Below are 14952 nucleotides of genomic sequence, written 5' to 3'. Positions count from 1 at the left end.
GCTCAAATCATCTGGGTGCGCCACAGGTCGTGCAGGTGCACGACCCCTTCGACGACGCGGTCGGCGTCGACGACGATCACCGAAGTGACCTTGTGGGCTTCCATGATCCGGAGCGCCTCGACGGCGAGCAGGCTGCGACCGATGGTCAGCGGGTTGGGGGTCAGCACCTCGTGCGCGGTCATCGCCATGACCGCATTGGGCGGACGGGTCATCATCAGGCGGCGGAGATCGCCGTCGGTGAAGACGCCGATCAGGCGACCGCTCTCGTCGACGACCGCGGTCATGCCGAGGCGCTTGCTCGACATCTCGTGGATGATGTCGGGCATCGCGGCCGACGGACGCACTCGCGGCGCCGCGTCCCCCGCCACCATCGCGTTCTCGACGGTCATCAGCCGCCGCCCGATCTTGCCGCCTGGATGGAGCGACGCGAACTGCTCCTCGCGGAACCCCTTGCGCACCAGCAGCGTCATCGCCAGCGCGTCGCCGAGCGCCAGCGACGCGGTGGTGCTGGCGGTCGGCACCAGATTCATCGGGCAGGCTTCCTCGGCGATGCTGCAGTCGAGCGCGACGTCGGCGGCGCGTCCGAGCGTCGAGCGCGGCGCGCCGGTAATCGCGATCAGCTTGGCGCCGATGCGGCGGAGCGACTCGAGCAGCCGCAGCAGCTCCTCGGTCTCGCCGCTGTGCGACAGCGCGACGACCACGTCGTCTTCGCGGATGGCGCCGAGATCGCCGTGGATCGCCTCTGCCGGATGCAGGAAGAACGCCGAGGTGCCGGTGCTCGAGAACGTCGCGGCGATCTTGCGGCTGATGATCCCGGACTTGCCCATGCCGGTGACGATGACGCGGCCGCGGCACCGGTAGAGGATGTCGAGCGCCCGCTCGAAGTCGCCGTCGAGGCGATCGACGAGGCCCAGGATGGCGGCCGCCTCGATGCGCAGCACCTTCCTCGCCAGATCGAGGGCCGCGCGGGTGCCGTCCTCCGCGACGGTCGCTCGCGGCGCGCGCTCGCTCATTGGACCGCCACCGTGCGATGCGCGATGTCGTGAATCTGCACGAGCTTGTCGAGGAGGGCCGGCAGCAGATCCAGCCTCAGCGCGTTCTGGGCGTCGCTCTTCGCCCGCGCCGGCTCTTCGTGCACTTCCATGAACACGCCGTCGACGCCGGCGGCGACGCCGGCGCAGGCCATCGGCTCGATGAACTCGGCCTGTCCCGCGGTCACGCCGTTGCCGGCGCCCGGCAGCTGCAGGCTGTGGGTCACGTCGTAGACGACCGGGCAGCCGAGCCCGCGCATGATCGGAAATGCGCGCATGTCGACGACGAGGTTGTGATAGCCGAAGCTGACGCCGCGTTCGGTGAGGATCACCTTGTGGTTGCCCTCAGCCGCCGCCTTGTCGACGGCGTGGCGCATGTCGAGCGGCGCGAGGAACTGTCCCTTCTTGATGTTGACCGCGCGCTGGGTGCGGGCCGCCGCCTGGATCAAGTCGGTCTGTCGCGACAGGAAGGCCGGGATCTGGAGCACGTCGGCGACCTCGGCGGCCGGCGCGGCGTGCGACGCCTCGTGGATGTCGGTCAGGATCGGCACCCGGGCCGTTTCGCGTACGCGCGCCAGCACCCGAAGGCCGTCGGCAAGGCCTGGCCCGCGGAAGGAGGTCGTCGAGGTGCGGTTCGCCTTGTCGTACGACGCCTTGAACACGAACGGCACGCCGGCGCGCCGGGTAATCTCAACGAGCGCGAGCGCCGTGTCGACGGCGTGCGCCTCGCTTTCGATGACGCACGGACCCGCGATGAGCACCAGCGGGCCGCCGCCAATGCTGACGCCACCGGCGTCGACGGTGCGGGGTGTCACGCGCCTAACCTACCACGGACGCCGCCGCCTGATGCGGGTGGGCGGACTTGTGGCGGTAGCTCGCCTCGACGAAGCCGGCGAAGAGCGGATGCGGCTTGAGCGGCTTCGACTTGAACTCCGGATGGAACTGCACCGCGACGTACCACGGGTGCGAGGGCAGCTCGATGATCTCGACGAACTTGCCGTCGAGCGAACGGCCGACGATCTCGAGGCCGTTGTCGGTCAGCGTCCTCTCGAAGAGGCAGTTGAACTCGTAGCGGTGGCGGTGCCGCTCGTGGATGACGTCGCTGCCGTACATCGCGTGCGACTTCGAGCCGGCGCGCAGCTGGCAGGCATAGGAGCCGAGGCGCATCGTGCCGCCGAGATCGTCGACTCCGAGCAGGTCGCGCAGCTTGTAGATGACGTTGGTCTTGGTGTCGGGGGCGCACTCGGTGGAATCGGCGTCGGCGAGGCCGCAGACGTGGCGCGCGTACTCGACGGCCGCCCATTGGAAGCCGTAGCAGATGCCGAAGTAGGGAATGCGGCGGGCGCGGGCGGTCTCGGCGGCGCGCATCATCCCGCGCGTGCCCCGGTCGCCGAATCCGCCTGGCACCAGGATGCCGTCGGCGCCGTCGAGCAGCTGCTCGCCCCCCTCCTGCTCCAGCGCTTCCGCCTCGACCCAGCGGATGTTCACCCGCAGCCGGTGCTTGAAGCCGCCGTGATAGAGCGCCTCGTTCAGGCTCTTGTACGAGTCCTCGTAGCCGACGTACTTGCCGACCACGTGGATGGTGACTTCGTCGCCGGGGTTGCGGATGCGATCGGCGAGATCGACCCACTCGTCCATCCTGGCCTCGGTGGCCGGCAGGTGCAGCCGCTCGATCACGATGCGGTCGAGCCCCTCCTGCGCCAGCACGGTCGGCACCTCGTAGATGCTCGACACGTCCTTCGCGGTGATCACCGCTTCCTCGTCGACGTCGCAGAAGAGCGCGATCTTGCGCTTGATGTCCTCGTCGAGAAACCGGTCGGTGCGGCAGAGCAGGATGTCGGGCTGGATGCCGATCGCCCGCAGGTCGCGCACGCTGTGCTGGGTCGGCTTGGTCTTCAGTTCGCCGGCGGCGCCGATGAACGGCACCAGCGTCAAGTGGATGTAGAGCGTGTTGTCGCGGCCGACGTCCTGCCGCAGCTGGCGGATCGCCTCGACGAAGGGCAGGCTCTCGATGTCGCCGACGGTGCCGCCGATCTCGACCAGCACGACGTCGACTCCCTGCGCCACCGTCTTGATCGCGTCTTTGATCTCGTTGGTGATATGCGGAATCACCTGGACGGTGCGCCCGAGATAGTCGCCGCGCCGCTCCTTCTGGATGACCTGCAGGTAGATCTTGCCGGTGGTCCAGTTGTTGTTGCGCGTCGTCAGCTGGTTGGTGAATCGCTCGTAGTGTCCGAGATCGAGGTCCGTTTCGGCGCCGTCGTCGGTGACGTAGACCTCGCCGTGCTGGTACGGGCTCATCGTGCCGGGATCGACGTTGATATAGGGGTCGAATTTCTGGAGGGCCACCTTGTAGCCGTGTCCCTCGAGCAGCGCGCCGATCGAGGCGGCGGCCAGCCCCTTGCCGAGCGACGAGACCACTCCGCCGGTGATCAGGATGTACTTGACTGGCCGCGAACTGGTCTGCTGCATCGTGGTGCGATCCCTCAGGTCGTGAGCGTGGTTGCGAGAAGCGCGCGGACGCGCGCGAGATCGTCAGGAGTGTCGACGCCGATGCTGGCGTCGGCGGTCTTGACCACTTTGATCCGGATGCCGTATTCGAGCGCGCGCAGCTGTTCGAGCGCCTCGGCGCGCTCCATCGCCGTCGCCGGCAGCGCCGCCAGGCGGAGCAGGGTCTCGCGCCGGTAGACGTAGAGGCCCACGTGCGCCCACGCCGGCGCCGGCGGCTGTCCGGGACGGGTGAAGGGAATGGCCGCGCGCGAGAAGAAGAGCGCGTAGCCGTCCTGGTCGACCACCACCTTGGTGACGTTGGGATTGGAATGCTCGGCGGGGTCGGCGATCCGACGGCGCAGCGTGCTCATGTCGATGTGCGGATCGGCGATCAGCGGCTCGACCGCGGCGTCGATGGTCTCCGGCGCGAGCATCGGCTCGTCCCCCTGGACGTTGACGATCAGGTCACAATCCAGCGACGCCGCCACCTCGGCGAGGCGATCGGTGCCGCTTTGATGCGACGCCGACGTCATCACCGCGACGCCGCCAAAAGCGGCGACGGCGTCTGCGATCCGGCGGTCGTCGGTCGCGACGATGACCCGCGACACGCGCCGCGCCGACGCCGCGCGCCGGTAGACGTGCTCGATCATGGGACGTCCGGCGATGTCGGCGAGGGCTTTTCCGGGAAGGCGACTCGACTGGTACCGCGCTGGAACGATCGCGATTACCGAGGGGGGCACGGCAAATCCTACCATAGCCGTCGCACGATGCCGCCGATCGCGCCGCGCCGCGCGCCGCGCCCACGCTTCGGTGCTACGATGTAGTTACCGGAACAGCCCACCATGAAGACGCGCCGTGCGCTCTACAGTGTCGGCGGTGTGCTCCTCGTCGCGTATGCCGCCGCGGCGAACCTGCCGCAGGACGCGACGACAGCCGATGTCCCCGTGCGCGTATCACACCGCGATGCCCCCGAGGCGATTGCCACCGAAGTCGGCGTGCAGGCCTCGCGCCTCCACGACGCCCTCGAGCACGCGCCGGTGCCAGGCTCGCACGCGCGCAACCCTTTCATGTTCCAGGAACGCCGCGATCTGCGCGACGCGCCCGTCTCCGCTCCGGCTGTCGCCGCCGCCGTCCCGCTCCTCTCGCCGCCGACCCCGACCCTCACACTGATGGGCATCGCGGAAGAGCAGACGGCGGCCGGCTCGAAGCGCACCGCGATCGTCGGCGGCGACGGCGACACCATCTATATGGTGGCGGAAGGGGACGCCGTCGGCGACCGCTACCGGGTCACCAAGATCGGCGCCGACGCCGTCGAACTCGAAGACCAGCTGACGAAAGGCTATCGCCGACTGGCGCTTCGCTAGACCCGGGCGATAGTGGCTTCGCGAATCGCCTTCAGCTTGCGGATTTCGCTCACCGCCGTTTCCAGCCCGACGCCTTCGTCCACCGTGATGACGCCGACCGCGGTGTGGCCGGCCCGCCCGAGCGCGAAGCTCGCGATGTTCACCCCGTGGCGGCCGAACATCGTCCCGATGTCGCCGATCACGCCGGGACGGTCGTCGTTGGCGGTGACGACGATGGTGCCGGCGAGGTTCGCCTCCACCGGCACGCCGTCGAGGCTGCACAGCCGCGGATGGCCCGGCTCGACCACCACCCCTTCGACCCAGCGTTCCTGCGTCTCGCCGCCCAGCTTGACGGAAATCACGTGCGTGAAATCGCGGGAGCGCGAGCTCCGCGATTCGACCAGCTCGATGCCGCGCTCGACCGCGACCGCGCGGCTGTTGACCGCGGTCACGCTGTCGGCCGAACGCCCGAGCACGCCGGTCAGCACCGCGCTGCCGATCACGTTCTCGTAGGCCGTGACCAACGGACCGTAGTAGCGGACGCCGACCGAGGTCGGACGTTCCGTCAGGAGCTGCGCCACGATCGATCCGAGCTTCTGCGCGAGCTGCAGATACGGCCGCAACGTCGGGACGTCGTCCTGCGGGACCGACGGGAAGTTGACGGCGTTGCGGATGATCCCTTCCTGCAGATAGTCACGCACCTGCACGGCAATCTCGGTGCCGACGGCCTCCTGCGCTTCGTGCGTCGAGGCCGCGATGTGCGGCGTCGCCACCACCTGCGGCAGCATCTGCAGCCGCTTGTCGGGAGGCGGCTCCTGCTCGAACACGTCGAGACCCGCACCGGCGACGTGGCCCGACTCGATGGCGTCGGCCAGCGCCTTTTCGTCGATCAGCTCGCCGCGCGCGGTGTTGATGATCCGGACCCCCTTCTTCATCTTCTGCAGCCGCTCCGCGTTGATCAGGTGCCGGGTCTCCGGCAGCGCCGGGACGTGCAGCGAGATCCAGTCGGCCTGGGCGACGATCTCGTCGAGATCGACGAGCGATACGCCCGCCGCGTCGGCGGCGCGCGCGGTGAAGAACGGGTCGTACGCCAGAATGTCCATGCCGAGCGCCCTGGCGCGCGCGGCGACTTCGCGGCCGATGCGGCCAAAGCCGATGACGCCGAGCTTGTGGCCGCGGACCTCTGTGCCCATGAAGCGCTTCTTGTCCCAGATGCCGGCCTTCATCGAGGCGTCGGCGGCGGGCAGCATGCGCGCCAGCGCGAGGATCATCCCGACTGCCAGCTCGGCCACGCTGATGCTGTTGGCGCCGGCGGCATTCATCACGAGGACGCCGCGCGCGGTCGCTGCCGGCACGTCGACGTTGTCGACGCCGGTGCCGGCGCGCGCGACGACGCGCAGGTTGGGAGCGGCTGCGATCAGCGCCGCGGTCACCTGCGTCGCGCTGCGGACGATCAACGCATCCGCATTGGCAAGGTCGCGGGCGAGTTCATCGGGTTTGCGCCCGGAGCGGGCATCGACGGTGTATCCGGCGGCACGAAGCGAATCGGCGGCGGAAGCGGGGAGAGAATCTGCAATGACGATGTGCACGCCAGATTATAATGTCGCGTTTGCATGCGCGGCACGCACCATGATGGTGCAAACCGCTGAAACCCTCGATTTGACGCGGCGAGAGCCGCGAACTGGACGAGGTTTTCCACAAACTTTTCCACAGTTTCTGTGAACAACCGGTAACGCCGGGACGGGGACGTGACCTAATGCCGAATTTCTCGATCTTGAAGCCGCCGACCACCGGCACTGCCATCACCCGGAAGAACGGACGCCTCGTCGTACCCGACGATCCGATCATTCCTTATATCGAAGGTGACGGCACGGGTCCCGACATCTGGCGCGCCAGCGTGCGGGTGCTGGACGCGGCGATCGCCAAGGCGTATGGCGGGACGCGCAAGATCGCGTGGTTCGAGGTGTTCGCCGGCGAGAAGAGCGCCAAGCAGTTCAACGACTGGCTGCCGGCCGACACCGTCGAGGCGTTTCGCGAGTACTACGTTGGCATCAAAGGGCCGTTGACGACGCCGGTGGGCGGCGGCATTCGCTCGTTGAACGTCGCGCTCCGGCAGCTGCTCGATCTCTATGTCTGCCTGCGGCCGGTCCGCTGGTATCGGGGCGTGCCGTCGCCCGTGAAGCACCCCGAAAAGATCGACATGGTGATCTTCCGGGAGAATACGGAGGATATCTACGCCGGCATCGAGTACGCCAGCGGCACGCCGGAAGCGCAGAAGGTCCTCGACTTCTTCGCGCGCGAATTCCCGAAGGACTTCAAGAAAGTGCGGTTCGGCACCGCCGAGGCCTCGCAGGGATGGCAGCGTGGGCTCGAGGAGATCGGCGCGCCGCACCGCGAGGTGGCGGTGCAGGTGGGCGTCGGCCTCAAACCGATCAGCTATCTGGGCTCGGAGCGGCTGATTCACAGCGCCATCACCTACGCCATCCAGAACCGGCGCAAGAGCGTGACCCTTGTCCACAAGGGCAACATCATGAAGTTCACCGAAGGCGCCTTCCGCGACTGGGGCTATCAGGTCGCGAAGCAGTTCTTCGGCGCCGTGGAGGTGGACGGCGGCCCGTGGTGCCGAATCGCGGACGGGAAGCCGGGCGCCGGCCTCCTGATCAAGGATGCCATCGCCGACATCACGCTGCAGCAGGTGCTGACCCGCCCCGACGAATTCGACGTCATCGCCACGCCCAACCTGAATGGCGACTATCTCTCCGACGCGCTGGCGGCGCAGGTCGGCGGCATCGGCATCGCGCCGGGCGGCAACATCAACTACGTGACCGGCCACGCCATTTTCGAAGCGACGCACGGCACCGCGCCGAAGTACGCGAACCTCGACAAGGTCAATCCCGGCTCGGTGGTGCTCTCCGGCGAAATGATGCTGCGGCACATGGGCTGGCCGGAAGCTGCGGACCTGGTGGTGAAGGGTATGGACGGAGCCATTTCAGCCAGGACGGTCACCTACGACTTCGCCCGGCTGATGGACGGGGCGACCGAGGTGAAGTGCTCTGAGTTCGGCGACCGCCTCATAGCGCACATGTAGACGCCGCCGCGGCGGCGGATCTTCCATAGCACGAGACAGCCAGAGGACCCATGAACAGAAAAGTCACCGTCGTAGGAGGCGCCGGCAACGTCGGCGCGACCGTCGCGCGGGCGATCGCCGACAAGGAGCTCGCCGACGTCGTCATCATCGACATCGCCGAGCAGAAGGCGCAGGGGATCGCGCTCGACATGTACGAGGCGTGCCCGATCGAGGGCTCCGATTCGCGGATCATCGGCGCCGGCGCCAACGAGGCCGGCTGGCAGGAGACCGCGAACTCCGACGTCGTCGTCATCACCTCCGGCGTGCCGCGCAAGCCTGGCATGAGCCGCGACGATCTGCTCAACGTCAACTTCGGGATCATGCAGTCGGTCACCGAGCAGATCGTCAGGTATTCGCCCAATACCATCATCGTCCCGGTGGCCAACCCGCTCGACGCGATGTGCCAGGCGGTGTACCGGCTGAGCAAGTTTCCGCGTGAGCGGGTGATCGGCATGGCGGGCGTGCTCGATTCGGCCCGCATGCGCGCGTTCATCGCGATGGAGACCGGCGTGTCGGTGGAGAACATCCACGCGTTCGTGCTCGGCGGCCACGGCGACACGATGGTGCCGCTGCCGCGCTACTCGACGATCTCCGGGATTCCGCTGCCCGAGTACCCGGGGCTGACCAAGGAGGTCATCGACGCGATCTGCGTACGGACCGCCAGCGGCGGCGCCGAGATCACCAAGCTGGTGGGGACGAGCGCCTGGTACGCGCCGGGCTCGGCGGCGGCCGAAATGGTCGAGATCATCCTGAAGGACAAGAAGAAGATCGTGCCGTGCTCGGTGTTCCTCCAGGGCGAGTACGGGATCCGCGATCTGTTCGTCGGGGTTCCGGTCAAGCTCGGCGCGCGCGGCGTCGAGCAGATCATCGAAATCAAGTTGACGTCCGAGGAAGACGCGGCGCTGAAGAAATCGGCCGCGGCGGTCAAGGAATTGACCGACGTCATCAAGGTCTAGTCCAAAAGATAGGGTCTCGCCCGGTAGAGCTGGCGGCCGCGCCTGCGGCCGTCAGTCAGTCATTCATTACTTCCCACATTCAGTCCCGAATTACCCTCTTCAACCAGCCACCGCACGGATGGTTCGGCGCCGCGCGCCAGCGCATCGGTTCGATCGGCGGCCCGCCGAAAAGCAAGTCGCATCGCAATAGTTACACCCGCCGCACGCATAGTTACACAGCGATCTGCCGCGCATCCGCGCGACGCCGCTCATCCGTAAACGAGGCGCGCATCGCTCTCCCGTTTTTTCTCCGTGATTTGCGGCAGAGCTCGTCGGCATCGAGCGGGCAGCATTCTTGCCTTGCCGATGGATCGCGTGCGTGGCGCTGCGGACACGCATGGGGGAGAGTGCGCATGCGTGTGCGAGTTGGTCGATGGGCTCTTATCGCGGCGGCGATCGTGGCGATTGGCAGTGGTGCGCACGTGCGCGCGCAGCAGGCGGATCAAGTCACGTGGGCCGATCAGGACATCGGGTCGCCCGCGATCGCCGGCAGCGCCTCGAGTACGGCCACCGGGTTCACCATCACCGCCGGCGGCACCGACATCTGGGGCACGTCCGATCAATTTCATTTCGTCTATCAGCAGGTGAGCGGCGACGTCGATGTCCGCGCGCGAGTCGACAGCGTGACCAACGCCTCGTCGTGGTCGAAAGCGGGCGTCATGATTCGCGGCTCGCTCGCCGCCAATGCCGCGCAGGGGTTTGCGCTGGTGTCGGCGGCGAACGGCACCGCCTTCCAGCGCCGCACGGTTACGGGCGCCTCCAGCTCGCACACGGCAGGTCCCGCCAAGTCGGCTCCTCAGTGGGTGCGCCTGGTTCGTCAGGGCAGCACCGTATCCGCCTACACCTCTGCCGATGGCAGCGCCTGGACGCTGATTTCGAGCGACACCATTCAGCTCTCGGCGTCGGCCTACGTCGGACTCGCGGTGACGAGCCATAACGCGTCTGGCGCGACGACTGCGGCGCTCTCGCAGATCTCGGTGACCCCGCTCGGGCTGCCGGCCGGCCAGCAGCATGCCGACATCGGCGCACCCGCCGTCGCCGGCGCGGCGAGCTTCGCCAACGGCGTCTATCAGGTTCACGCCGGCGGCACCGACATCTGGGGCACTTCCGATCAATTTCATTTCGTCTATCAGCCGGTGACCGGCGACGTCGACGTGTCAACGCGCGTCGATTCCGTCAGCGCCGCCTCGGCGTGGTCGAAGGCGGGCGTCATGATTCGTGAGACGCTCAACGCGAACTCGCCGCAAGCCTTTGCGCTGCTCTCGGCGGGCCACGGCTACGCGTTCCAGCGGCGCCCGCAAGCCGGCGGCGACAGCGTGAGTACGTCCGGATCGTCCGGCGTCGCGCCCGGCTGGGTGCGTCTGACCCGCGCCGGCTCCCTGCTGACGGCCTATCAGTCCACCGACGGGAAGAACTGGACGCTGATCGGGTCCGACTCGATCGCGATGGCAGACACGGTCTACGTCGGCATCGCGGCGACGAGCCACAATCCAAAGGCCGCCACCGACGTGACCGCCGATTCGCTGGTCATTACCTCCGCGCAGGCGACGAACCAGCCGCCGACGGTCTCGCTGACATCACCCGCGGCCGGTGCGACCTACAGCGCGCCGGCGTCGATCACGATGACCGCCAGCGCGTCGGACCCGGAGAACCAACTGAGCAAGGTCGAGTTCTACAACGGCACGACCCTGCTCGGCACCGACACCTCATCTCCGTATTCGTTCACGTGGTCGTCGGTCGCGGCCGGCACGTATTCGCTGACGGCAATTGCGTATGACAGCGGCGGGCTCCATACCACCTCCTCACTCGTAAGCGTGACGGTGAGCGGGGCTGGGAACCAGCCGCCGACGGTCTCGATGACGTCACCAACAAATGGCGCGACGTACGCGGCGCCCGCCTCCATCCCGTTGTCGGCGACCGCGTCCGATCCGGAAGGGCAACTCACGAAGGTAGAGTTCTACAGCGGCACCGCCTTGCTGTGGACGGAATTCACCGCACCATACGCCGATACCTGGGCGTCGGTCCCGGCCGGCACCTACTCCATCACGGCGCTGGCCTACGACGGAGCGGGCGCGACCACCCGCTCGGCACCGGTCACGGTCACCGTCACCGGGGCCAATCAGCCGCCGACGGTGTCGATTTCGTCGCCGGCGTCCGGGGCGTCCTTCACCGCTCCCGCGTCGATCACCATCGCGGCGAATGCGTCCGATCCGGAGAACAAGCTGAGCAAAGTCGAGTTCTACAACGGCACGACCCTGCTCGGCACCGACACCTCGTCTCCCTATTCGTTCAGGTGGTCGTCGGTCGCGGCCGGGACGTATTCGCTGACCGCCGTAGCCTATGACACGAGCGGGCTGAACACGCGTTCGTCGGCTGTCAGCGTCACCGTCAACGCCGCCGCGAACCAGCCACCGACCGCGTCGATCTCGTCGCCGGCGGCCGGAGCGTCTTTCACGGCGCCCGCGTCGATCACCATTGCGGCGAATGCGTCGGATCCGGAGAATCAGCTGAGCAAGGTCGAGTTCTACAACGGCACGACCCTGCTCGGCACCGACACCTCGTCTCCCTATTCGTTCACGTGGTCGTCGGTCGCGGCCGGGACGTATTCGCTGACCGCGGTTGCGTATGACACGAGCGGGCTGAACACGCGTTCGTCGGCTGTCAGCGTCACGGTGAACGCCGCCGCGAACCAGCCGCCGACGGTGTCGATTTCGTCGCCGGCGTCCGGGGCGTCCTTCACTGCTCCCGCGTTGATCACCATCGCGGCGAATGCGTCGGATCCAGAGAACAAGATGAGCAAAGTCGAGTTCTACAACGGCACGACCCTGCTCGGCACCGACACCTCGTCTCCCTACTCGTTCACGTGGTCGTCGATCGCGGCCGGCACCTACTCCCTGACGGTCGTCGCCTATGACGCCGGTGGCCTCAGCACCCGCTCGGCGGCGGTATCGGTGACGGTCACTGCCGCCGTGGCACCGCCGACCGGCATCGCGTTCACGGCGTCGCCCGACAACGCCACGGTTACGTCGTATCGCATCGACGTCTTCGCGGCGGGCGCCGATCCCAACACCGCGACGCCGGTGGCAACCATGGACGCCGGCAAGCCAACTCCCGACGGCACCAATACCATCACGGTGTCGGTGCCCACGTTCTTCAGCGCGCTGGCGCTGGGCAACTACCAGTTGACGGTGTCGGCGGTGAACGCGTCGGGGAGCGGCCGTTCCGCGCCGATCGCCTTTACGCGATAGGGGACCGTGGCGGCGGCGCCGGGGGCTTCCTCAGCCTCGGCGCAGCACCCTCGCCTTGAAGTAGTCGCGGTGCATGCGGGCGATGCCGGTGATCGAGATGTCTTTGGGACACACCGCTTCGCACTCGCCCTCGTTGGAGCAGCTGCCGAACCCCTCGGCGTCGTGACGGTCGATCATCGCCACGACGCGCGAATAGCGCTCCGGCTGACCCTGGGGCAGGAGGCCGAGGTGCGAGATCTTGGCGGACGCGAAGAGCGCCGCCGAGGCGTTCTTGCACTGCGCCACGCAGGCGCCGCAGCCGATGCACTGCGCCGCATCCATCGCGAGATCCGACACTGGCTTGGGCACGAGGATCGCGTTGGCGTCCTGCGGGCCGCCGACGTTGATCGACGTGTAGCCGCCGGCCTGGATGATCCGGTCGAAGGCCGAGCGGTCGACAACGAGATCCTTGACGAGCGGGAAGGCGCGGGCGCGCCACGGCTCCAGGGTCAGCGTGTCGCCGTCCTTGAACGACCGCATGTGCAGCTGGCAAACCGTGGTGCCGCGCATCGGTCCATGCGCGACGCCGTCGATCAGGAATCCGCAGGCACCGCAGATGCCCTCGCGGCAGTCCGAATCGAAGGCGATCGGGTCGGTTCCGCTGGCGATCAGCCCCTCGTTGACCACGTCGAGCATTTCGAGGAACGACATGTCGGGGGACACGTCGGCCGCGACGTACGTCTCCAGCCGGCCCTGCGTGTTGGGCCCGTTCTGCCGCCACACTCTCAATGTGATCCGCATGAGTTACTTGTAGCTGCGCTGTGACGGTTTCACGTACTCGAAGGTGAGCGGCTCCTTGTGGAGCTCGGGCGGCGCGCCGACGCCCTTGAATTCCCACGCGGCCACGTACGAGAAGCGCTCGTCGTCGCGCAGCGCTTCGCCGTCGGGCGTCTGACTCTCCTCGCGGAAGTGGCCGCCGCACGATTCCGTGCGCTGCAGCGCGTCGAGCGCCAGGACTTCGGCGAATTCGAGGTAGTCGGCGACGCGGCCGGCGTACTCGAGGTTCTTGTTCAGGTTGCCGGGTTCGCCCGGAACCGAGAGGTTCTGCCAGAACTCGTCGCGCAGCCGCGGGATCTCGGCGAGGGCGTGTCTGAGCCCCTCGGCGTTGCGGGCCATGCCGACGTAGTCCCACAGGAGCTGGCCCAGCCGGCGATGGAGCTGGCGCGGCGTTTCGCGCCCCTTCACGGCCAGGAGCCTGTCGATCCGTGCCTGGACGTTGTGCTCGGCCTCGCCGAAGGCCTCGTGGTCGGTCGACACGGCTGGAAACTGGGCGCCGCCGAGATAGTGGGCGAGCGTATAGGGGATCACGAAGTAGCCGTCGGCCAGTCCCTGCATCAAGGCGCTCGCGCCGAGGCGGTTGGCGCCGTGATCGGAGAAGTTGGCTTCGCCGAGGACGTGCAGCCCCGGCACGTTGCTCATCAGGTTGTAGTCGACCCAGAGGCCGCCCATGGTGTAGTGGATCGCCGGGTAGATCCGCATCGGCACCTGATACGGATCCGCGTCGGTGATCTTCCTGTACATGTCGAAGAGATTGCCGTAGCGCGCCTTGATCACCTCGGGGCCGAGCCGCTTGATCGCGTCGGCGAAGTCGAGGTACACGGCGAGGCCGCTCTCACCGACGCCGCGGCCTTCGTCGCAGACGGTCTTGGCGTTGCGCGACGCGACGTCGCGCGGCACGAGGTTGCCGAAGCTCGGATACTTCCGCTCGAGGTAGTAGTCGCGTTCGGCTTCCGGAATCTGCTGCGGCGGCCGCTCGTCGTCCTTGCGCTGCGGCACCCACACCCGCCCGTCGTTGCGGAGCGACTCCGACATCAGCGTCAGCTTCGACTGATGGGTACCGGAGACCGGGATGCAGGTCGGGTGAATCTGGGTGTAGCAGGGGTTGGCGAAGAAGGCGCCGCGCTTGTGAGCCCGCCACGCGGCGGTCACGTTCGAGTTGACGGCATTGGTCGAGAGGTAATAGGCCGTGCCATAGCCGCCGGTGCAGAGCAGCACGGCGTCGCCGGCATGCCGCTCGAGCGCGCCGGTGATCAGGTGGCGGGTGATGATGCCGCGCGCCTGGCCGCCGACGATCACCAGGTCGAGCATCTCGCGATTGGCGAAGAGCTGGACGGATCCCTTCTCGACCTGCCGCATCATCGACTGGTAGGCGCCGAGCAGCAGCTGCTGGCCGGTCTGGCCGCGCGCGTAGAAGGTGCGCGACACCTGCGCGCCTCCGAACGAGCGGTTGTCGAGGAGCCCGCCGTACTCGCGCGCGAACGGGACCCCCTGAGCCACGCACTGATCGATGATGTTGACGCTCAGCTGGGAGAGGCGGAAGACGTTGGCCTCGCGCGCGCGATAATCGCCACCCTTGATCGTGTCGTAGAACAGCCGCTGGACGCTGTCGCCGTCGTTCTGGTAATTCTTCGCGGCGTTGATGCCCCCCTGGGCGGCGATGCTGTGGGCGCGGCGGGGACTGTCGTGAATGCAGAAGCTCTTCACCTGGTAGCCCAGCTCGCCCAGCGAACTCGCCGCCGAGGCGCCCGCCAGTCCGGTGCCGACGACGATCACTGTGTACTTGCGGCGGTTGGCCGGGTTCACCAGCTTCGATTCGAAGCGGTGACGGTCCCACTTTTCCGCCAGCGCGCCGCCTGGAACGTGCGAGTCGAGAGTCATGATCTTCCGAGGGGCCTCGCC

Annotated in this window: 11 protein-coding genes; 4 read left to right on the top strand and 7 right to left on the bottom strand. The window is 67.5% G+C overall.

Annotation, left to right across the window (positions count from 1 at the left end; genetic code table 11):
• Positions 1–2: 2 nt before the first annotated feature.
• The 4 genes from VGI12_09515 to kdsB are packed head-to-tail and all read right to left on the bottom strand — an operon-like array spanning position 3 to position 4261.
• Positions 3–1013, bottom strand: a complete 1011-nt coding sequence (locus tag VGI12_09515; protein HEY2432896.1) for a KpsF/GutQ family sugar-phosphate isomerase — start codon at positions 1011–1013, stop codon at positions 3–5.
• On the bottom strand, positions 1010–1846 hold the full coding sequence (gene kdsA, locus VGI12_09510) for a 3-deoxy-8-phosphooctulonate synthase (GenBank protein HEY2432895.1): 837 nt from the start codon (positions 1844–1846) through the stop codon (positions 1010–1012). Before kdsA ends, VGI12_09515 begins: the two co-directional genes overlap by 4 nt.
• Positions 1847–1850: 4 nt before the next feature.
• Positions 1851–3503 carry a CTP synthase gene (locus VGI12_09505; protein HEY2432894.1) on the bottom strand — a complete coding sequence of 551 codons (1653 nt, stop codon included), beginning with the start codon at positions 3501–3503 and terminating at the stop codon, positions 1851–1853.
• A 14-nt stretch (positions 3504–3517) separates the two neighbouring features.
• Positions 3518–4261 carry a 3-deoxy-manno-octulosonate cytidylyltransferase gene (kdsB, locus tag VGI12_09500; protein HEY2432893.1) on the bottom strand — a complete coding sequence of 248 codons (744 nt, stop codon included), beginning with the start codon at positions 4259–4261 and terminating at the stop codon, positions 3518–3520.
• 102 nt (positions 4262–4363) lie between these two features.
• Here kdsB and VGI12_09495 point away from each other — a divergent pair, with 102 nt between their 5' ends.
• The gene (locus VGI12_09495; GenBank protein HEY2432892.1) at positions 4364–4885 is read left to right on the top strand and encodes a hypothetical protein; all 522 of its coding nucleotides are present in this window, start codon (positions 4364–4366) and stop codon (positions 4883–4885) included.
• On the opposite strand, the gene serA is transcribed toward VGI12_09495, so the two are convergent.
• Positions 4882–6453, bottom strand: coding sequence for a phosphoglycerate dehydrogenase (gene serA / locus VGI12_09490; GenBank protein ID HEY2432891.1), 1572 nt, complete (start codon positions 6451–6453; stop codon positions 4882–4884). The two genes, VGI12_09495 and serA, sit on opposite strands and share 4 nt — an antisense overlap.
• A gap of 167 nt (positions 6454–6620) precedes the next feature.
• Between serA and icd the strand changes: the two genes are divergently transcribed.
• From icd to VGI12_09475, 3 genes are all read left to right on the top strand, one after another.
• Positions 6621–7952, top strand: a complete 1332-nt coding sequence (gene icd / locus VGI12_09485) for an isocitrate dehydrogenase (NADP(+)) (protein ID HEY2432890.1) — start codon at positions 6621–6623, stop codon at positions 7950–7952.
• Between the two features lie 50 nt (positions 7953–8002).
• The gene (gene mdh, locus VGI12_09480) at positions 8003–8947 is read left to right on the top strand and encodes a malate dehydrogenase (protein ID HEY2432889.1); all 945 of its coding nucleotides are present in this window, start codon (positions 8003–8005) and stop codon (positions 8945–8947) included.
• Between the two features lie 392 nt (positions 8948–9339).
• Positions 9340–12234, top strand: coding sequence for an Ig-like domain-containing protein (locus VGI12_09475; GenBank protein HEY2432888.1), 2895 nt, complete (start codon positions 9340–9342; stop codon positions 12232–12234).
• 30 nt (positions 12235–12264) lie between these two features.
• On the opposite strand, the gene VGI12_09470 is transcribed toward VGI12_09475, so the two are convergent.
• On the bottom strand, positions 12265–13014 hold the full coding sequence (locus VGI12_09470; GenBank protein ID HEY2432887.1) for a succinate dehydrogenase/fumarate reductase iron-sulfur subunit: 750 nt from the start codon (positions 13012–13014) through the stop codon (positions 12265–12267).
• Between the two features lie 3 nt (positions 13015–13017).
• Positions 13018–14952: fumarate reductase/succinate dehydrogenase flavoprotein subunit (locus VGI12_09465; GenBank protein ID HEY2432886.1), on the bottom strand; the 1935-nt coding region annotated here is incomplete at its 5' end.

Source organism: Vicinamibacterales bacterium (assembly GCA_036496585.1).
In the GTDB taxonomy this organism is placed as follows: domain Bacteria; phylum Acidobacteriota; class Vicinamibacteria; order Vicinamibacterales; family 2-12-FULL-66-21; genus JAICSD01.
The sequence above is the reverse complement of the archived record's forward strand: the minus strand, read 5'-3'. Positions and strand labels throughout refer to the sequence as shown.

Bases quoted from the DNA above. Each gene is read 5' to 3' on its own strand.
- mdh (HEY2432889.1), top strand. From the start codon at position 8,003: ATGAACAGAAAAGTCACCGTCGTAGGAGGCGCCGGCAACGTCGGCGCG.
- VGI12_09505 (HEY2432894.1), bottom strand. From the start codon at position 3,503: ATGCAGCAGACCAGTTCGCGGCCAGTCAAGTACATCCTGATCACCGGC.
- VGI12_09475 (HEY2432888.1), top strand. From the start codon at position 9,340: ATGCGTGTGCGAGTTGGTCGATGGGCTCTTATCGCGGCGGCGATCGTG.
- icd (HEY2432890.1), top strand. From the start codon at position 6,621: ATGCCGAATTTCTCGATCTTGAAGCCGCCGACCACCGGCACTGCCATC.
- VGI12_09470 (HEY2432887.1), bottom strand. From the start codon at position 13,014: ATGCGGATCACATTGAGAGTGTGGCGGCAGAACGGGCCCAACACGCAG.
- VGI12_09495 (HEY2432892.1), top strand. From the start codon at position 4,364: ATGAAGACGCGCCGTGCGCTCTACAGTGTCGGCGGTGTGCTCCTCGTC.
- VGI12_09515 (HEY2432896.1), bottom strand. From the start codon at position 1,013: ATGAGCGAGCGCGCGCCGCGAGCGACCGTCGCGGAGGACGGCACCCGC.